Source organism: Rhizobium sp. BK313, from assembly GCF_014193655.1.
In the GTDB taxonomy this organism is placed as follows: domain Bacteria; phylum Pseudomonadota; class Alphaproteobacteria; order Rhizobiales; family Rhizobiaceae; genus Rhizobium.
The window spans coordinates 365847-383830 of record NZ_JACHZQ010000007.1; the positions used below are offsets into that span (position 1 = coordinate 365847).

At 60.6% G+C, this 17984-nt stretch carries 17 protein-coding genes and 1 other RNA gene; 11 read left to right on the top strand and 7 right to left on the bottom strand.

What is annotated here, in order from left to right; genetic code table 11:
- Positions 1–19: 19 nt before the first annotated feature.
- Positions 20–2002: a transketolase gene (gene tkt, locus FHT86_RS30125; RefSeq protein WP_133710573.1), complete on the bottom strand. Its 1983-nt coding sequence runs from the start codon at positions 2000–2002 to the stop codon at positions 20–22.
- 401 nt (positions 2003–2403) lie between these two features.
- On the opposite strand from tkt, the gene FHT86_RS30130 reads away from it, so the two are divergent.
- From FHT86_RS30130 to ssrS, 3 genes are all read left to right on the top strand, one after another.
- On the top strand, positions 2404–2679 hold the full coding sequence (locus tag FHT86_RS30130) for a DUF4164 domain-containing protein (protein ID WP_104825195.1): 276 nt from the start codon (positions 2404–2406) through the stop codon (positions 2677–2679).
- A 49-nt stretch (positions 2680–2728) separates the two neighbouring features.
- The gene (locus FHT86_RS30135) at positions 2729–3106 is read left to right on the top strand and encodes a cell division protein ZapA (RefSeq protein WP_133710574.1); all 378 of its coding nucleotides are present in this window, start codon (positions 2729–2731) and stop codon (positions 3104–3106) included.
- Positions 3107–3178: 72 nt separating this feature from the next.
- Positions 3179–3337, top strand: a non-coding RNA gene (ssrS, locus tag FHT86_RS30140) — 6S RNA.
- Positions 3338–3412: 75 nt separating this feature from the next.
- Here the strand turns inward: ssrS and FHT86_RS30145 are convergent.
- The gene (locus FHT86_RS30145) at positions 3413–5212 is read right to left on the bottom strand and encodes a chloride channel protein (RefSeq protein ID WP_133710575.1); all 1800 of its coding nucleotides are present in this window, start codon (positions 5210–5212) and stop codon (positions 3413–3415) included.
- 122 nt (positions 5213–5334) lie between these two features.
- Between FHT86_RS30145 and FHT86_RS30150 the strand changes: the two genes are divergently transcribed.
- Entirely contained in the window at positions 5335–5772 is a 438-nt protein-coding gene (locus tag FHT86_RS30150; RefSeq protein WP_409527629.1) for a MarR family winged helix-turn-helix transcriptional regulator, read from the top strand.
- A gap of 42 nt (positions 5773–5814) precedes the next feature.
- Here FHT86_RS30150 and FHT86_RS30155 read toward each other — a convergent pair whose 3' ends face one another.
- Together FHT86_RS30155 and FHT86_RS30160 are read right to left on the bottom strand one after the other, a co-directional pair.
- On the bottom strand, positions 5815–6531 hold the full coding sequence (locus FHT86_RS30155) for an SDR family oxidoreductase (protein ID WP_133710576.1): 717 nt from the start codon (positions 6529–6531) through the stop codon (positions 5815–5817).
- 48 nt (positions 6532–6579) lie between these two features.
- On the bottom strand, positions 6580–7398 hold the full coding sequence (locus FHT86_RS30160; protein ID WP_133710648.1) for an SDR family NAD(P)-dependent oxidoreductase: 819 nt from the start codon (positions 7396–7398) through the stop codon (positions 6580–6582).
- A 101-nt stretch (positions 7399–7499) separates the two neighbouring features.
- On the opposite strand from FHT86_RS30160, the gene FHT86_RS30165 reads away from it, so the two are divergent.
- Entirely contained in the window at positions 7500–8363 is an 864-nt protein-coding gene (locus tag FHT86_RS30165) for a helix-turn-helix transcriptional regulator (RefSeq protein ID WP_133710577.1), read from the top strand.
- Between the two features lie 9 nt (positions 8364–8372).
- On the opposite strand, the gene FHT86_RS30170 is transcribed toward FHT86_RS30165, so the two are convergent.
- Both FHT86_RS30170 and FHT86_RS30175 read right to left on the bottom strand, forming a co-directional pair.
- On the bottom strand, positions 8373–9350 hold the full coding sequence (locus FHT86_RS30170; protein ID WP_133710578.1) for an NAD-dependent epimerase/dehydratase family protein: 978 nt from the start codon (positions 9348–9350) through the stop codon (positions 8373–8375).
- 86 nt (positions 9351–9436) lie between these two features.
- Positions 9437–9760 carry an ArsR/SmtB family transcription factor gene (locus FHT86_RS30175; RefSeq protein ID WP_133710579.1) on the bottom strand — a complete coding sequence of 108 codons (324 nt, stop codon included), beginning with the start codon at positions 9758–9760 and terminating at the stop codon, positions 9437–9439.
- 73 nt (positions 9761–9833) lie between these two features.
- Between FHT86_RS30175 and FHT86_RS30180 the strand changes: the two genes are divergently transcribed.
- Positions 9834–10316: an SRPBCC domain-containing protein gene (locus tag FHT86_RS30180; RefSeq protein WP_133710580.1), complete on the top strand. Its 483-nt coding sequence runs from the start codon at positions 9834–9836 to the stop codon at positions 10314–10316.
- Positions 10317–10326: 10 nt separating this feature from the next.
- On the opposite strand, the gene FHT86_RS30185 is transcribed toward FHT86_RS30180, so the two are convergent.
- A complete protein-coding gene (locus FHT86_RS30185) occupies positions 10327–11580 on the bottom strand; it encodes an MFS transporter (RefSeq protein ID WP_133710581.1) in 1254 nt (417 codons plus the stop codon).
- A gap of 96 nt (positions 11581–11676) precedes the next feature.
- Here FHT86_RS30185 and FHT86_RS30190 point away from each other — a divergent pair, with 96 nt between their 5' ends.
- The 5 genes from FHT86_RS30190 to FHT86_RS30210 all read left to right on the top strand — a co-directional run bounded on the left by FHT86_RS30190 (position 11677) and on the right by FHT86_RS30210 (position 17983).
- On the top strand, positions 11677–12144 hold the full coding sequence (locus tag FHT86_RS30190) for a winged helix-turn-helix transcriptional regulator (RefSeq protein WP_208116687.1): 468 nt from the start codon (positions 11677–11679) through the stop codon (positions 12142–12144).
- Positions 12145–12437: 293 nt separating this feature from the next.
- A complete protein-coding gene (mprF, locus tag FHT86_RS30195; protein WP_133710582.1) occupies positions 12438–15047 on the top strand; it encodes a bifunctional lysylphosphatidylglycerol flippase/synthetase MprF in 2610 nt (869 codons plus the stop codon).
- Complete coding sequence (locus FHT86_RS30200; protein ID WP_133710583.1) at positions 15044–16441, top strand: AcvB/VirJ family lysyl-phosphatidylglycerol hydrolase; 1398 nt, start codon at positions 15044–15046, stop codon at positions 16439–16441. The genes mprF and FHT86_RS30200 overlap by 4 nt, the downstream gene beginning before the upstream one ends.
- A gap of 172 nt (positions 16442–16613) precedes the next feature.
- The gene (locus tag FHT86_RS30205; protein ID WP_409527630.1) at positions 16614–17291 is read left to right on the top strand and encodes an HAD-IA family hydrolase; all 678 of its coding nucleotides are present in this window, start codon (positions 16614–16616) and stop codon (positions 17289–17291) included.
- Positions 17292–17395: 104 nt separating this feature from the next.
- Positions 17396–17983, top strand: a complete 588-nt coding sequence (locus FHT86_RS30210; RefSeq protein WP_133710584.1) for a 5-formyltetrahydrofolate cyclo-ligase — start codon at positions 17396–17398, stop codon at positions 17981–17983.
- Position 17984: the final 1 nt, after the last annotated feature.

A 17984-nucleotide genomic window follows, 5' to 3' on the forward strand; every position in this document is an offset into this window, starting at 1 on the left:
AGAGCGCTTGTCAGCGCCCTCAGGAAAGCTTTGCCTCGGCGGCGGCGACGACAGCTTCCGTAGTGATGCCGAAATGCTTGTAGACGTCCTTGTAAGGAGCGGAAGCGCCGAAGCTCTTCATGCCGATGAAGGCGCCTTCCGGACCGATGAACGCGTCCCAGCCTTCGCGAACGGCGGCTTCGACGGCAATCTTGACCGGCGAGTTGCCGAGCACTTCCTTGCGATAGGCATCCGGCTGCTCGAAGAACAGCTCCGTGCAGGGAACCGAAACGACGCGGGTGGAAATGCCCTTGCCTTCGAGTACCGTGCGGGCGGCAACGGCGATTTCGACTTCGGAACCGGAAGCGAAGATCGTCACTTTGGCATCGGCACTGCCAGCCAGCGTGTAGGCGCCCTGTTCGCAGAGGTTCTTTTCGCTGTATTCGGTGCGCGCGGCAAGCAGGTTCTGGCGGGTAAGAGCAAGACCTGACGGACGATTGTGCGTCTTGACCGCGATCTGCCAGCATTCCGCCGTTTCAGTGGCGTCAGCCGGACGGAACATCAGGAAGTTCGGAATGGCGCGCAGGCCCGCGATCTGCTCGACGGGCTGGTGCGTCGGGCCGTCTTCGCCGACGCCGATCGAGTCATGCGTCAGAACGTGGATGGCGCGGATGCCCATCAGCGCAGCGAGACGGAGCGGCGGACGGCAATAGTCCGTGAAGATCAAGAAGCCGCCGGAATAGGGTATCAGGCCGCCGTGCAACGCAATGCCGTTCATGGCCGAGGCCATGCCATGCTCGCGAATGCCCCAATGGACGTACCGGCCGGAGAAATCGGTCGGGGTGATCGACTTCATCTGGCTGGTCTTGGTGTTGTTCGACGGCGTCAGGTCGGCCGAGCCGCCGACGATTTCCGGCACGAAGCCGTTGATGACCTCGAGAGCGTCTTCCGAAGCCTTGCGGGTTGCGACCGTCGGCTTGGTTTCGGCGAGCTTCTTCTTGTAGTCGCTGATGGCGGCATCGAAGCCGGCCGGCAGTTCGCCGGAGAAGCGGCGGTTGAACTCGTCCTTCTTGGCGGCGTCGGCAGCAGCGAGGCGGCCTTCCCAGTCGGTGCGAGTGGCGACCGAGCGCTCACCGGCGGCACGCCATTCCCCGAGGATATCGTTCGGGATGACGAAGGGCTCGTAGGGCCAGTTCAGGGCGACGCGGGTTGCTGCGATCTCCTCGGCGCCGAGCGGCGAACCGTGGACCTTGTGGGTGCCCTGCTTATTCGGTGCACCGAAGCCGATGATGGTCTTGCAGGCGATCAGCGTCGGGCGGTCAGATTTCTGAGCGGCTTCGATGGCAGCGCCGATGGCGGCCTGGTCATGGCCGTCGACTTCGATCGTGTTCCAGTGAACGGCCTTGAAGCGGGCGACCTGATCGGTCGAGTCCGAGAGCGAAATCGCGCCGTCGATGGTGATCGAGTTGTTGTCCCAAAAGAGGATGAGCTTGTTCAGCTTCAGATGGCCGGCCAACGCAATCGCTTCGTGGCTGATGCCTTCCATCAGGCAGCCGTCGCCGCACATGACATAGGTATAGTGATCCATCAGATCGGCGCCGAATTCTTCGCGCAGCTTGCGCTCGGCGATCGCCATGCCGACCGAGTTGGCAATGCCCTGGCCAAGCGGGCCGGTGGTGGTTTCGATGCCGGTGGCGTGACCATATTCCGGATGGCCGGCGGTCTTGGAGCCGAGCTGACGGAATTGCTTGAGGTCCTCGACCGACATGTCGGGATAACCGGTCAAGTACAGCAGCGAATAAAGCAGCATGGAGCCATGGCCGGCCGACAGCACGAAGCGGTCGCGGTTCGGCCAGTGTGGCTGTTTCGGATCAAAACGCAGATATTTGCTAAAGAGAACGGTGGCGACATCCGCCATCCCCATCGGCAGACCGGGGTGACCGGAATTGGCCTTCTCGACAGCATCCATGGCAAGGAAACGGATCGCATTTGCCATCCGGTCGTGTTGTTCGCGAGAGATCATGGGTTTTTCCGCAATGTTCCGGGTTCGGGGGATGGCCACACGCTTGGGAGGCAGGACCACCGGTTGAAAGGCGGCCGAAACGGAGAAGTCCTTATAAACTCCGTTTTAGCGCTGCCTCAGGCGGCTGAGACATAGCAGTTGGGGCGCGCAAGTCAATAAATCCGGAGGCCGATCGGGGGGTGGTGCGGCAATTTTTCGACATTTGCCTGCTGACTTGTACAAAAGACGACAAGAGCAAGACAAAGCCCGCATAAGCCATAAAGTCGACCTTCATCCACAGATTAGGCCCCCTGCCGCATGACAGCCTTTATTGACGTGCAGTTGCCGAGTTGAATATTGTTGCGAAATCAGACAAGTGGCCGGATGTTTTGATTCGGGCCTTGCGCGGGGAATCGAAAGGCATGACACCCTCAGGCAAAACGGTGGATGTGGCGCTCGCTCAGTTGCGCCAGGCGCTTTCGACTTTGGAGAGCGCCGTCGACGTGCGGTTTGAACGTGAACGCGCGCAAAGCGATGTCGAAGGCGAGGTTCGCCGGGTGCATGCCGATCGCTCGCGGCTCGCCCAGGAACTCGATCAGGCTGAGTTCCGCGCGAACCGGCTCGAAGAAGTCAATCGCGAAGTGTCGCGCCGGCTTGTGACGGCGATGGAAACCATAAGAGCCGTGCTCGACCGCTGATCCCTCGGGGCGCAGCCGTCGCGATCAGCGGCAATGATCGGATAGTCGAATGGCGCAGGTAACGGTAACGATCGACGGCAAGGCCTATCGCATGGCCTGCGAAGAAGGGCAGGAGGTGCATCTGACGGATCTCGCCACCCGCTTCGACCAGTATGTCATGCATCTGAAGAGCCAGTTCGGCGAAATCGGCGATCTGCGCGTCACTGTCATGGCTGGCATCATGATCATGGACGAGGTGGCGGAGCTGACCCGCCGCGTTTCGGGGTTGGAAGCCGAACTCGAAGGCTTGCGCAGCAACCGTGACACTGTGCTTGCCGCCAATGCCCGCAGCGAAGAGACATTGGCGACCGTCATCGACGAAGTGACGATGCGCATCCGCGGCATCACCGAGAAGCTGACGGTTCGTCCGAGCGGCGAGCCGAACTGAGGCTTTCTTTTATTTCTCGAACTGGACTTGGCACCCTCTGGTGCTAGCTGAAAATCCTCTTTATATAAGAAGTGCGGTCTGCGCTTCCCGACAGGAACCACAATCCCTGGGGCCATACTCGATCCAAAGGGAGCTGTCCCTGACCAGGCCCGTGGGCTTGGACACACGGCGCCCACCTACGTTTGTAGGCGCCCAGGATCGTAAACATCCATCGGTCGTTGTGGATCGCTCTTCCTTTCTCAGCCTTGGAAACAAAGGCAGCGTCGCGGGATTCTCATTGCCCCGCTGACGCCGTTCCTCCTCCTTTTAACGTCTTGCTCCCAGATAGGCGCCACGTTCGAATTCCGAACGGTTGGCGGCACTCCGCAGGCGCAACAGGTCTTTGCGGGCGATGAGGCCGACAAGCACGCCGGTCCGCTCGTCGACAACGGGAACACGGCCGGTATCGGCCTGGATCATGATATCGGCGACGCGGCCGACAGTGTCTTCCGGATGAGCGAGCGGAATGGATGTGTCCGAGATCAAATCATAGAGTGTCTGGCCGGCGAGATCGGGCTCGCTCTGCCAGCGTAGCGCATCGGCGCGAGAGATCATGCCGACCAGACGCCCGTCGGTCTCGACGACGGGATAGAAGCGATGGGAATCCGGCTGCTCGGCCAATTGCGCCAACGCCTGTGCGGCCGGCATGGCAGCGGGCAGCGTATTCACCTTCGCGATCATGATATCGGCGGCGCGGGTGAGTTCGAACGGATCGATGCCGTATTCGCGGGTGATGTGCTGGCCGCGGCGCGCGATCTTTTCCGTCAGGATCGAGCGCTTCAAGAGCAGTACCGTGACAGCGTAAGCCGCGACGGTGGCGGCAAGCAGCGGCACCAGCGCGTGCATGTCGCCGGTGAGTTCGATAGCGAAGAAGGTACCGGTCAGCGGCGCGCGCATCGTGCCGCCCATCATCGCGGCCATGCCGAGCAGCGCCCAGAAACCGGGATCGCCGGGCAAAACAAGGCCGACAAGCCAGCCGAGCGTGCCGCCGAGGATAAGAAGCGGCGCGAGTACGCCGCCGGACGTTCCCGACGACAATGCCACCAGCCAGATACCGGCCTTGACCAAAAGGATGGCGAGCACCGCGCCTGCTACGACGTGGTCGTTCAGCAGATCGGAGATGATGTCATAGCCGACGCCAAGCGCGCGTGGCTCGATCAGTCCGCCGAGACCGACAACGAGGCCGCCGAGCGCGGGCCACCACATCCAATGAATTGGCAACTTCTCGAAGGCATCTTCGATGCGGTAGAGCAGCGTCGTCAAAAGGCCGGATTGCAGGCCGGACAGGATTCCGAGGCCGGCCGCCAGCAGGATGCCCCACCAGCTTGGCTGCATGTCGAAATGCGCCGGGAAGAGCGGGCCGCTGCCGATCAGCAGCGGTCGCCAGGTGATGGAGACGCAGGACGCGATCACGACCGGGATGAAGCTGCGCGGCTTCCATTCGAACAGCAGCAGTTCGACGGCCAGCATGACGGCGGCGATGGGGGAGCCGAAGATCGCGGTCATGCCGGCGGCGGCACCGGCGACCAGCAGGGTTTTGCGCTCGGCGGCGCTCAGATGAAAGAACTGTGCGAACAGCGAGCCGATGGCGCCGCCGGTCATGATGATCGGTCCTTCTGCGCCGAACGGGCCACCAGTGCCGATCGAGATGGCGGAAGAGAGCGGTTTCAGCACCGCTACTTTCGGCGACATACGGCTGCCGCCGATCAGGATCGCTTCGATTGCCTCCGGAATGCCGTGGCCGCGGATCTTTTCCGAACCGTAGCGTGCCATGAGGCCGATGACGATGCCGCCGATGATGGGAGCCGCGACCATCCAGGGCGAGCGCGCAACAGTGCCCAACGACAGCGGTTCGACACTGATCTTGAACAACCAGACGGCGTTGGTCACGAGCGCGATCAGGTTGATCAGCACCCAGGCGGACAGGGCGCCGCCGGTACCCACGACCAGCGCCATGGCCGCGAGCACCAGCACCCGCTTGTCCGTGGTAAAATCTCCATTGTCTTTCCGTGAAGCACCGCCCGAGAAATCATGGGCGTGCCGATGATGTGCGTTGATATCCTGCATGGAATGCTTTCTGTGCTAAAGCGCGGCGGCAAGTGGCCGAGATTGCGTTGCAGTGGCAATTATATCGTAATGCGATATAAATCAACGACCGAAAACAAAATGTGTTCATGAGGACGATGAGAGTGGCGCGGGATTTGGATGAGACGCTATCGCAGGCGGACTATGAGGCTTTGGCGACGCTGCGCTATACGCTCCGGAAATTTATGGATTTCAGTACCTCTGCTGCCCATCAGGAGGGATTGCCGCCGCAGCAGCATCAAGCGCTGCTGGCGATCAAGGGCAATCCGCAAGGTGAGGCAATGACCATCGGCATGTTGGCGGAACGCCTGATGATCGCGCCGCATACGGCGACCGAACTGGCCGGCCGTCTGATCGACGCCGGCTATGTCACCCGCCATCCCGATCCGGTCGACAAACGCCGGCAAACGCTGCGGTTGACGGAAAAATCCGAAGAGATACTGCGCCGGCTCAGCGCCATCCACCTTCGAGAGATCCGGGATATGGCGCCGGAGTTGATCGACATTCTGACGCATCTGCAGGCGGATGTCGGCGGCAAATGAAGAGGCCATTGCCGGGGCTAACCGGCAATGGCGCGTTGCAAATTATTGGCCGAGCCGAATGCCGCCGTCACAGATCAGCGTATGGCCGCTGGTAAAGCCGTTGCCGATCAGGAAAGCAATGGTCTCAGCGATCTCCTCTGGGCGGCCGACACGTCCGACCGGTGTGCGCGCGGCAAAGCTGGCAAAGGCCGGCCCCTTCTGTTCTTCGCCCAGGAAATCCCACCAGGGCGTGTCGACGACGCCGGGCGAAACGCAGTTCACTCGGATCGGCTTGAGCTCGACGGCGAGAATGGGCGCCAAAGCGGCTATTGCGGCGTTGATGGCTCCAAGCCCCGCCGTTCCCGGTAAGGCCGCCTGTGCCGAGACGGCGGAGACGAAGGTGATGCTGCCTTCTTTCGAGAGATAGGGAAGACAAGCCTGGGCGCAGGCAAAATGCGCGATCGTCTTCTGCTCGAAACCTTTTTTGACATCGGCAAGATCGACAGTAGCGAAGGGGCCGCCGCCATTGCCGCCGCCCAGTGCCAGAACGAGATGATCGAACGGCCCGATCGCCTGGAAGGTTTTGGCGAGACTGGTGAGGTCGGCGGCATCCATGGCGATTGCAGCGACTTCGCCGGTGAGGCCTTGTGCCGCCGCCTTCAGCTTCGCTTCGTCGCGACCTGTAATGGTAACCCGATATCCTTTTTCTAAGAGATGAGCGGCGCTCGCGAGGCCGATGCCAGAGGAGCCGCCAATGATGACGGCGTGTTGGGATGACATGATTTGTCTCCTTGTTGTGTGGTCGATGATAGGAATATCGGACTGCTTTCAGGCGAGGCCGGTGAGCTCGCGGCTGAGGATGCGAAGCTGCTTACGCGCGGCCGCGTCATAGGCTTGGGCATTGGCGCGGGAAGGGCGCTGCCCGTCGTAATAGAGGCCGGTGTGTCCTTCGAGGTTGGCACCCACAGCCAGGTTGAGAATGGCGTCGGCGCCTTGATCGACCGTGCTCATAGGAGCGACGCCGGCCTGGCGCACCATGGTAGTGTTCATGTAGGTCGCGGGGTGCAGGCAGTTGACGGTAACGCCGGTATCAGCCAGTTCCTCGGCGAGATCGAAAGTGAACATGATCTGCGCCAGCTTGCTCTGGCAATAGGCGCGCACGCCGCTATAGCCGCGTGTCAGCATGACATCGGAGAAGTCGATGGGCTGCTGACCGACGGAGGAAACGTTGACGATGCGGGCGGGGCTGCTCGCCTTCAATAGCGGCAGCAGGCGGTGCGTGAGCAGGAAGCCGGCAAGATAGTTCACCGCAAAACGCAGTTCGTGCCCGTCGCGGCTGACCTGGCGGTTCGCGTCATGGCCGCTGGTGCCGATACCGGCATTGTTGATCAGAATGTCGAGGTGATCATGATCGCCCTTGATTGCGTCGGCCAGGCCGCGGACCTCGTCCAGCGATGAAAGATCGGCGGGGTAAAAGGTCGCTTTCCCACCCGCGCCATGAATGCTGGAAAGCAGGCTCTCAGCGCGCGCTTTGTCCCGTCCATGCACCTGCACTATCGCGCCCGACACGGCAAGCCTTTCCGCAACCCTGCGGCCGACGCCGTCCGTCGAGCCGGTGACTAGGATCGTCTTGTCGCGCATGTCCATCGTAATCGCCTCCATTTCGTCTCTGCCGTGATATTTGGCAGTTTGCGAAAGCGACAAACAGTTCTTGCTTTATCCTAGTATTCATCCTGCTATGGTAGCCCATGACCATCAATCAGCATCAAACCATTCTCGAAGCCAGGCGCCGTGAGTTTGGCGCTTTCCTGCGGTCTCGCCGGGAGAAGCTGATGCCGGCAAGCGTGGGGCTGCCGGAAGGATTTCGCCGGCGGACGCCGGGCCTACGACGCGAGGAAGTGGCGCTTCTCGCCGGTGTCGGGGCCACCTGGTACACCTGGCTGGAGCAGGGGCGGGATGTGCGTGCCTCAGCGGAGGTGCTATCGGCGCTCGCCGATGCGTTGCGGCTCGACCCGGCGGAACGACGCCATCTTTTCACCCTGAGCGATCGGCCATCGGCGGAAATCCCGTCGCGCGGGCCGGAGGAAGTGTCGGAATCGCTGCGACGGATGCTTGCGAGCCTCACCGGCCAACCCGCCTACGTCCTCGGCCGGCGCTGGGATGTGCTTGCCTGGAACGCGGCGGCGGTGGCTCTTTTCGGCGATTACGGCCTGTTGCAGGGCGATGCGCGCAACAGCGTCCATCGGGTGTTCACCGATCCCGCCCACCGTGAGCTATTGGTCGATTGGGAGATAGTGGCGGCGAATTCGCTAGCCATGTTCCGCGCCGAAAGCGCCCGCTACGCCGGCGATCCCGACTTCGAGCGGCTGATCGCCACGTTGACGCAGGCAAGCCCGGAATTTCGCGCCTGGTGGCCGAAACAGGAAGTGCTGCGGCCGCTCGCGGGTCACAAGCGCTTGCGCCATCCTCAAGGTGGGTTGATGACGTTCGAATATACCGCTCTCGCCGTCATAGACCGGCCGGATATGAAGCTGGTCGTCTATACGCCTCTGGATGAGGACGGAACCGGCGAGAAGCTGAAAGCACTGCTGAGCCATAACGCCAAAATCTGATTGCCCGGCTCACGCTTTAGGATACGTCCCTTCCTCAAAGACCTCGTCACGATAGCCCCTGACGCCGATATCTACGGCGAGTTGACTGCGGAAATCCCTGCCTGTCCGGAGGCAATCGAGAACATGACGGAAATCATATTCCGGTCGCCAGCCGAGTTCCGATGTCGCCAGCCGATTGACGTAAACGCGGTCGAGTTCCGGAAACAGTCTCCAATTGCGTTCGGCGTAAAGTGACGCGCAGTCGGGGAACAGGCGCTCCACGACGGCAGCCGCGTCGCGGCGTAGCGCTGCCATATCGGCTTGTTCGAAAGGCGTCGTTGCCGAGATTATGAAGCGGCCGAAGCCGATCGCCTTTGCTTTTTCCGCTGCCAGCAAATGCGCGGAAACCACGTCGGCAATATCGACGCGGCGGTTGAGCAGCTCGTTGGCCTGGACATTGTCCTGGGTGAACTTACCTCGAACCGCATCGTCGGTTTCGGGGAAGAAGCGCGAGGTGCGCAGCAAGATCACGGACAGCTTATGGCGGCGATGGAAGAGTTCGCAAAGGCTTTCGGCGGCAACCTTTGAGAAGCCGTAGATGTTCCTCGAAATGGGCGCGACCCCTTCGGTGATCCATGCTGCCGGCTCCCCAGCGGCAGGTGTCAGCGCCGCGCCGAAAGCGCTTGTCGTGCTGGTGAAGACAAAGCGCTCAATGCCTTGTGATACCGCCTCTTCCAGAAGATTCAGCGTGCCCGTCAGGTTGGTGTCGAGGAAATCCTGGTTGCTATGGGTTGCTATATGCGGCTTGTGCAGGGTGGCGGTGTGCAGCACCGCGTGAACGCCGGCCATCGTTTCGCGGACAAAACCACGGTCGGCGATGGAGCCGATTTGGTCAGTGAATGCAGAGGGTTTGATGTCGATACCACGTACCATCTGTCCGCCCGACCTCAACGTTCGCATCAATGCTTCACCGAGATGGCCTGAACTGCCTGTCACCAATATTGCCATGCGATCACACTCCCCGGTTTTCGCCGAGGAACTATAAGTGTGCAACAGATCCGGGCAATCTGGAAAATCTGCAGGGTCCTATAGTCTCAACCCTCCAGATCATTCCTCAGCCGATCGAGGATAGACAGAGCACGGCCGGCATAGGCGCTGATCCAGCGGTCGTGAATCTGCTTGATCGGCAGGCTGTTGAGATGATTCCAGCGTTCCCGGCCTTCCTTCCTGGCGATCACCAGGTCAGCCTCCTCCAGCACCTTCAGATGCTGCATCACCGTGCAACGGTCCATATCCGCAAAGGTCTCGCAGAGCATGCCGGTCGTCCTCGGCGCCTCTTTGAGCATATCGAGGATTTCGCGCCGGCGGCGATGCGCCAGGGCCTTGAAAATGAGGTCGCTATCCGATTCGCTTGACATGTTATATTTTTATAACATAATTCCTTCGATCGCAATGGAGAGACAGCCACGATCGGAAAGCGGAGGAGAGACCATGACATTGAATGTTCGCATCTCGGGACGCATCGGCCGCAAGGTGGAAGAGGTCTTTGATGCAGTCGTCAATCCGAAGAAGCTCTCGAGCTATTTCACCACCGTCGGCGGCGCCAGCGCGCCGCTCGTGGCGGGGACGACCGTAATCTGGTGGAAGAACGCGCCGGTGGAGGTCAACGAGGTGGAGACCGACCGACGTATCGTCTTTCATTGGGACAGCGGTACCGGCGAAGACGGCGCGCGCTACAGGACAAAGGTGGAGATGACATTCGAACCGCTCGACGATGGCGGCACCCTGGTGACGATCGAAGAGTCCGGCTGGCGCGAGGACGCGGCCGGCCGCCGCGGCACCTATCTCAATTGCGAGGGCTGGACTCAAATGCTTTGCTGCATGAAGGCCTTCGTCGAATACGGCATCAATCTGCGCGAAGGGTTCTTCCTGAGCGAAATGCGCGGCGTGCCCGCGGAGGCGCCGGATCGGTGACAGGCACCGCTCACGTGCTGCTCGAGACCGCAGCCTGACACTCTTCTCGGCGGCGCGTGGCCGCCCAGAAGACCAGTGCAAGCGTGCTGACCCCGGCGCCAAGCATGCAGACGCCGGACCAGCCCCCATGGCCGTAGACAGTTGTCGAGGCGATTGCGCCGGTCGCACTTCCAACCGAATAGAACACCATATAACCGGCCACCAGTCTGCTACGCGCTTCCGGACGCCGGGCAAAGATCATGCTCTGATTGGTGACGTGAACCGCCTGGATTGCCAGATCCAGAGCCACGACGCCGATGATCGCCGGCCAGATCGACCATTGCATCAGGGCGATCGGCAGCCAGGCGACCAGCATTAGGGCGAGAGCAAGGCCGGTGGTCCGCTCGCCGAGCCCGCGGTCAGCAAGCCGCCCCGCGCCGCTTGCCGCGATTGCGCCGGCCATGCCTGCGAGGCCGAAGAGGCCGATTTCCGTATGCGTGAGAGACATGGGCGCGGCGCTCAGCGGCAGCACCATTGCGGTCCAGAAGATGCTGAAGGTCATGAAGATCAGCAGTGCCAAAACGGCGCGCACACGAAGAAGCGGCTCGCGGACAAACAGGAACGGTATCGACCACAACAGCTTGGCATAGGATTGCGGCGCTTCGTTGCGTGAGTGTCGTGGCAACGACCAGGCAAGTAGTACCGTCATCGACAAGGTCAGTGCTGCCGAGCTCAGATAGACCAGCCGCCAGCCGCCGACATCGGCAAGCACGCCGGAAACGAAGCGCGCCAACAGGATGCCGATCACCACGCCGCTCGTCACGGTGCCCACAGCCCTTCCGCGATGGGCCGCGTGGGCCAACGTCGCCGTCAGGGCGACCAGACTTTGCACGACGACCGCCAGCATACCGACCGCCGCCATCCCTGTGAGCAGCACCGCAAAGTCCGACGCGGATGCAACGATTGCCAGCGCTATTGCCGAGAGCGCTGCCTGACCAAGGATCAGGCGGCGGCGATCGATGCTGTCGCCCAGCGGAACCAGAAAAATGAGGCCGAGTGCATAGCCGATTTGCGTCACCGTCACGACGATGCCGATGGATGCGGCATCGACACCGAAATCGCCGGCCATGGCATCCAGCAACGGCTGTGCGACATAGACGTTGGCGACACTGAGACCGCAGGCGATGGCAAAAAGCAGTGTGGTGGCCGGTGTCAGCCCCCGCTCGGCGCCGATCTTAGTCTCAAGGATAACTCCGTCCTCGCCGAAGCGGCCATTTTCACTCATACGACTCTCCATCTTCGCAAGTGGTTCTATAATAAGACCAGTTGCGAAGGTGTTTGTCTAGTCCTATGTTGGAACCGGCTGCGGATCGGTAGTGAGATGGAGGAGCCCTTGGTTAAACGCACCAGTTTGAAGGCAGCAGATTGTCCGGTGGCGCGGGCGTTGGATGCGATCGGCGACTGGTGGTCGCTTCTGATTATCCGCGACGCCCTCGACGGCATGCGGCGTTTCGGGGAGTTTCAGAAGAGCCTGGGTGTGGCCAAGGGCATCTTGTCGGGTCGTCTGCATAACCTGGTGGATGTCGGCGTGCTGGAACTCGTCCCGGCGTCTGACGGAAGTGCCTATCAGGAATATCGGTTGACCGAGAGAGGGCGCGGGCTTTTTCATGTCGTCGTTGGGCTGCGGCAATGGGGGGAGACGCACCTGTTTTCTCCCGAAGAAGCTCACTCGGAACTGGTGGATATCGCCAAAGAGGAGCCGGTCGAAAAACTCGAACTGCGATCAGGAACGGGACGCTTGCTCGGCTGGGAAGATACGATCGTTCGAAAGGTGCATCGGAAGGTGTGACCCGGCCGGCATTTCCTGATAGAGAGCTGCGTTGACGGCAGGTCACACAGTTCACTTTTCTGTGTGGATAAGCTCAAATTCCGGATGAATGACAAATTCCTTTAAATAATAACAGATTCATTGCTGGGGGAACGAGTCCTGCGCCAAAATTGCCCAAATTCAGAATGATGGGAGCGCTCGAGAAGAAGAGCCCGTCGAAAGAAGTGCAGGCGGTAACACAGAGATGCAAGATTAGCGTTACTGCACATCCGAGCAAACGGGACCGGCGAAAGCCAATTCAAAACAGGTAGAGTATGTCGACCCCAATCGATCTGGAAAAAGCCGATGAGGAACTGGAGGCGCGCGGCGGCATAAGCGGGTTCCTGAACCGCAATCGCACGCTGATCGTCACTATCCTCACGGTCGCCGTCTTCTGTATCGCCGCCTATGCGATCTTCGATCTGACGAACGAAGTCCGCTATGACGATGTCGTGCATGCGCTGGCGACGACGAAAATCTCGTCAATCCTGCTTGCCCTGTTCTTTACGGGCCTCAGCTTCTTCTCGCTGATCTTCTACGATCAGAACGCGCTGGAATATATCGGCAAGCGGCTGCCGTTCCCGCATGTGGCGTTGACCTCCTTCAGCGCCTATGCGGTCGGTAACACTGCCGGCTTTGGCGCACTCAGCGCCGGCGCCATCCGCTATCGCGCCTATACCCGGCTCGGCCTGTCGCCGGACGACATTACCCGTGTCATCGCTTTCGTAACGCTTGCCTTCGGTCTCGGCCTTGCCGCAGTCGGCGCCATTGCGCTGCTGATCATCGCCGATGAGATTGGCCCGCTGATCAACGTCAACGGCCTATGGCTGCGTCTGATCGCGGGCGCCATTCTCGCGGCGCTAGCCGTGGTGATCGTCGTGGGCCGCAATGGCCGCGAGGTGCAGATCGGCCCGATCGCCATTCGCCTGCCGGATTCGCGTACGTGGTCGCGGCAATTTCTGGTGACTGCGCTCGACATCGCCGCCTCAGCCTCCGTGCTCTATGTGCTGCTGCCGGACACCGCCATCGGCTGGCCAGGCTTCTTTGCCATTTATGCGATCGCCGTTGGCCTCGGCGTTCTCAGCCACGTTCCGGCCGGTTTCGGCGTTTTCGAGACGATCATCATCGCGTGGCTCGGCAGTTCGGTGAATGCCGACGCGGTTCTCGGCTCGCTGGTACTTTATCGCGTCATTTACAACGTCATCCCGCTGGCAATCGCGATCCTCGCGGTCTCGGCGGCGGAACTGCGTCGTTTCGTTGACCACCCGGCTGCGTCCAGCATGCGGCGCGTCGGCGGCCGCCTGATGCCGCAGCTGCTGTCGACCTTCGCGCTGCTGCTCGGCATGATGCTGGTGTTTTCGAGCGTGACGCCGACGCCGGACAGGAACCTCGAATTCCTCTCCGACTATCTGCCGCTGCCGCTCGTCGAAGGCGCGCATTTTCTCTCCAGCCTTCTCGGCCTGGCGATGATCGTTGCTGCTCGTGGGCTCGGCCAGCGTCTCGACGGTGCCTGGTGGGTTTCGATCGTCTCGGCGGTCCTCGCGCTGCTGTTCTCGCTGCTGAAGGCCATCGCCGTCGTCGAGGCCGCATTGCTCGCCTTCCTCATTTTCGGTCTTGTTGTCAGCCGCCGGCTGTTCACTCGTCCGGCATCGTTGCTCAATCAAGCTTTGACCGGAGGATGGCTGACGGCAATCGCGGTGATTTGTATCGGTGCGGTCGTCATTCTGTTTTTCGTTTATCGCGACGTTGAATACAGCAACCAGCTCTGGTGGCAGTTCGAATTCACCGAAGAAGCGCCGCGCGGGCTTCGCGCCGTGCTCGGCATCTCCATCGTTTCGTCGGCGATCGCGATCTTCAGCCTGCTGCGTCCGGCAACGGCGCGGCTGGAGCCGGTTTCCGAACATGCGGTGGAGCGGGCGGTCGAAATTGTTCGCAAGCAAGGGATTGCCGACGCCAATCTCGTGCGCATGGGCGATAAAAGCATCATGTTCTCGGAAAAGGGCGATGCCTTCATCATGTATGGCAAGCAGGGCCGTTCCTGGATTGCGCTTTTCGATCCGATCGGACCTCGACACGCGCTGCCGGATCTTGTCTGGCGGTTTGTCGAAACTGCCCGTTCGGCCGGCTGTCGTTCGGTCTTCTACCAGATATCGCCAGCGCTTTTGTCCTATTGCGCCGACGCCGGTTTGCGTGCTTTCAAGCTCGGCGAGCTGGCAGTTGTCAATCTCTCCAATTTCGAGCTGAAGGGCGGCAAATGGGCCAATCTTCGCCAGACGGCGAGCCGCGCCGTCCGCGACGGACTAGAATTTGCCGTTATCGAGCCGCAGCATGTGGCTGATGTGATCGATCAGCTTGCTGAAGTTTCGGAATCATGGCTTGCCGATCACAATGCCAAGGAAAAAGGTTTTTCGCTGGGCGCCTTCGATCCCGACTATGTCGCTTCGCAGCCCGTCGGCGTGTTGAAAAAGGATGGCAAGATCGTTGCTTTCGCTAACATCCTGATGACGGAGACCAAGGAAGAGGGCTCCGTCGATCTGATGCGTTTTTCGCCCGATGCGCCGAAGGGCTCGATGGATTTTCTGTTCGTGCAGATACTTGAGCATCTCAGGCAATCCGGCTTTCAGCGCTTCAACCTTGGCATGGCGCCGCTATCGGGGATGTCGAGACGGGAATCGGCACCGGTTTGGGACAGGGTCGGGGGAACCGTCTTCGAACACGGCGAGCGCTTCTACAATTTCAAAGGGCTTCGTGCCTTCAAATCCAAATTTCATCCCGAATGGCAGCCGCGCTACCTGGCGGTCTCGGGAGGTGTCAGTCCAATGATCGCGTTGATGGATGCCACATTCCTCATCGGGGGCGGACTTAAGGGGGTCGTGAGGAAATGATCTTGAAATACGCAATGTCGTTGGCTTTCGCATTCATGTTGACAACGGGTCTACTGGCATCAGGCGTGGCAAACGCGGACGAGGACGATGCCAAATACGAACTCGGCATGATCTCGCCTCCACACATCATGCGGCCGCAGGGCAAGGTAACGAGCGAAGTTGTTCTGATCTCCGATGCGGCCGGGTGGGGAGACAAGGAAAAGGGCGTTGCCGACAAGCTGGTCGCCAACGGCACGCTTGTCATCGGCATCGACTACCCCTCGTTCCTAGCATCGCTGAACGCTTATGATGTCAGCAAGAATGACGGCTGCATCTACATGGTCTCCGATTTGGAGTCGTTGAGCCAGCAGGTTCAGCGTTCCTTTGCAGATAGCACCTACCAATTGCCAATCGTTGCCGGCGTGGGGGCTGGCGGCGCAATGGCGCTGACGATTGCCGCGCAGACACCGGATGCGACGGTGGCCGGTACGCTCGCCGTCGATCCGACCTTCGGCATCGCGTTGAAGCAGGAGCTTTGCACGCCGGCGGAAAAGAAAACCGATGGCGACATGGTTTCCTTCGGCTTGCAGGACGGCACCTTGCCGAACCCGATCGTTGCGACCTTCACCGAAAATGCGCCGAAGGATGGCCGAGACCATGTCGAGGAGATCCAGAAGATCCATACGGACGTCGAAATCAATGATTCCGATGACAACGACGCCTATGCGACGCTCAGCACCGGCCTGACCGATCTGATGAAGGAGATCGACGCCAACAAGTCGCCGCTCAATCTGCCGATCGACGTTATGGCCGCCAAGCCGACCGAGGACACGCTGGCGATCGTTTATTCCGGCGACGGCGGCTGGCGCGATATCGACAAGGAAGTCGGCAGCTATCTGCAGGACCAAGGCATTCCCGTGGTCGGCGTCGATACGCTGCATTATTTCTGGTCGGAACGGGCTCCGCAGCAAACCGCCGACGATCTTGGCCGCATCATCGAGTACTACACCAAGCGTTTCAAGGTGCAGCATGTGGTGCTGGTCGGCTATTCCTTCGGCGCGGACGTCCTGCCGGCGAGCTATAACCGGCTGAAGCCGCAGGACAAGAACAAGGTCGTGCAATTGTCGCTGTTGTCGCTCTCGAACAAGGTCGACTATGTGATCTCGGTCATGGGCTGGCTCGGTGCCGAAAGCGAAGGCAAGGGCGGCGATCCGGTCAACGACCTGAAGTCCGTCAATCCGAAGCTGGTGCAATGCATCTACGGCAAGGATGACGATGAGGATGTAGCCTGCCCGAAACTAAATGGGACCGGCGCCGAAGTCATCGCCATGGATGGCGGTCATCATTTTGACGACGACTATGAAGCGCTGGCCAATCACATCATCGACGGGTTGAAGAGCCGGCTCGGCGAGTAATGTAACGGCGTGCGCGGCGGTCTGCTCCGCGGCGCATTCCGGCGTTTTTCCTCGCCCCACCATCCAGCATTCATTTGCTTCTTGCCGCCGCTATCGGTAGTCGGAGGAAAGATATCGCGAGTCAGCCTTGGCTCGCGCCGACCGATCCCGCCAAACCGAAAGGGACTAAATCTTGTCTGCCGCATCGTCTTCCGCCTTCGATAAAAGCTATTCCGGATTCCTGTTCGACATGGATGGCACGATCATCAACTCGATCGCCGCCGCCGAGCGTGTTTGGGGCGATTGGGCGCGCAGCAAGGGGCTGGATGTCGCGGCATTTATGCCGACCATGCACGGTTCGCGCGGTGTCGATACGATCGGTCGGCTGAATCTGCCGGGCGTCGATCCGGTGGCGGAGTCGCTGTTGATCACGGAAGCCGAAATCGCCGATGTGGAAGGCGTGGTGCCGCTACCGGGGGCCATCGAATTCCTGGCCTCGCTGCCGCCGGAGCGTTGGGCGATCGTCACCTCCTCGCCGTACCGGCTCGCCCAGGCCCGCCTTGCCGCCGCCGGCGTTCCGGTCCCACGCTTCATCGTCACCGCCGAAGACGTCAAGATCGGCAAGCCCGATCCGCAATGCTACATTCTCGGTGCCGAGCGTCTCGGTCTACGGCCATCCGATTGCCTGGTTTTCGAAGACGTGATGGCCGGCATCAAGGCCGGCGAAGCCGCTGGCGCCGACGTCATGGTGATCACGGCCACGCATTCCCATCCGGTTGAGACCAGTCATTCGACGCTGCTGAACTACGAGAATGTTCGCGCCCATATCGATGGAGATGGCCGGATTTCGGTGGTGCGTCGGGACGGTTGACGTCAGTCGGCCAACATACAATCACCGCATGTCGCTTTCACGCATTGCAATAGGCCGCCGGCTCATTATGTTTTCGTGATATTGTCGAAATCCGCGAAAGCCTGATGACCCCCAAAGAACTGAAAAACCGATACCGCAACGAGCGCCTGGCGGCGCGCGACGCCATTCCGCCCGACGAGCGTATCGAAAAGGGGCTGGCGATGCTTGCGCACGCCGGCGATGCGATCGACCTCCAGCCGGGAGAGATCGTGTCCGGCTTTTTACCGATCCGATCCGAAGTCGATATACGGCCGCTGATGGTGCGGCTGCGCGAGCGTGGTGCGCGGCTTTGCGTGCCGGTCATTCTCGACAAACTCACCATCGTTTTTCGCGAACTCGTTCCCGGTGCCACGCTCGTCCCCAGCGGTTTCGGCACGGCGGGGCCGGGACCTGAGGCTGCAGTATTGGACCCACAGATCATGCTGGTGCCGCTTTCGGCTTTCGACAGCACTGGCCATCGTATCGGCTACGGCGCCGGTCATTACGACCGGGCCATCGCCCGGCTGCACAAAAAAGGGTTGAATCCACGGTTGATCGGCATTGCCTTTGACTGCCAGGAAGTGCCATCAGTACCGGCTGAGCCGCATGATGTCCGTCTTGACGCGATTTTGACCGAGAGCGGACTCAATTTCGTTTCCGTGGAGATTGGATAGG

What these genes read in the sequence shown, in the direction of transcription:
- tkt (WP_133710573.1), bottom strand. Translation starts at nt 2,002, where the DNA reads ATGATCTCTCGCGAACAACACGACCGGATGGCAAATGCGATCCGTTTC.
- FHT86_RS30130 (WP_104825195.1), top strand. Translation starts at nt 2,404, where the DNA reads ATGACACCCTCAGGCAAAACGGTGGATGTGGCGCTCGCTCAGTTGCGC.
- FHT86_RS30135 (WP_133710574.1), top strand. Translation starts at nt 2,729, where the DNA reads ATGGCGCAGGTAACGGTAACGATCGACGGCAAGGCCTATCGCATGGCC.
- FHT86_RS30145 (WP_133710575.1), bottom strand. Translation starts at nt 5,212, where the DNA reads ATGCAGGATATCAACGCACATCATCGGCACGCCCATGATTTCTCGGGC.
- FHT86_RS30155 (WP_133710576.1), bottom strand. Translation starts at nt 6,531, where the DNA reads ATGTCATCCCAACACGCCGTCATCATTGGCGGCTCCTCTGGCATCGGC.
- FHT86_RS30160 (WP_133710648.1), bottom strand. Translation starts at nt 7,398, where the DNA reads ATGGACATGCGCGACAAGACGATCCTAGTCACCGGCTCGACGGACGGC.
- FHT86_RS30165 (WP_133710577.1), top strand. Translation starts at nt 7,500, where the DNA reads ATGACCATCAATCAGCATCAAACCATTCTCGAAGCCAGGCGCCGTGAG.
- FHT86_RS30170 (WP_133710578.1), bottom strand. Translation starts at nt 9,350, where the DNA reads ATGGCAATATTGGTGACAGGCAGTTCAGGCCATCTCGGTGAAGCATTG.
- FHT86_RS30175 (WP_133710579.1), bottom strand. Translation starts at nt 9,760, where the DNA reads ATGTCAAGCGAATCGGATAGCGACCTCATTTTCAAGGCCCTGGCGCAT.
- FHT86_RS30180 (WP_133710580.1), top strand. Translation starts at nt 9,834, where the DNA reads ATGACATTGAATGTTCGCATCTCGGGACGCATCGGCCGCAAGGTGGAA.
- FHT86_RS30185 (WP_133710581.1), bottom strand. Translation starts at nt 11,580, where the DNA reads ATGAGTGAAAATGGCCGCTTCGGCGAGGACGGAGTTATCCTTGAGACT.
- FHT86_RS30190 (WP_208116687.1), top strand. Translation starts at nt 11,677, where the DNA reads ATGGAGGAGCCCTTGGTTAAACGCACCAGTTTGAAGGCAGCAGATTGT.
- mprF (WP_133710582.1), top strand. Translation starts at nt 12,438, where the DNA reads ATGTCGACCCCAATCGATCTGGAAAAAGCCGATGAGGAACTGGAGGCG.
- FHT86_RS30200 (WP_133710583.1), top strand. Translation starts at nt 15,044, where the DNA reads ATGATCTTGAAATACGCAATGTCGTTGGCTTTCGCATTCATGTTGACA.
- FHT86_RS30210 (WP_133710584.1), top strand. Translation starts at nt 17,396, where the DNA reads ATGACCCCCAAAGAACTGAAAAACCGATACCGCAACGAGCGCCTGGCG.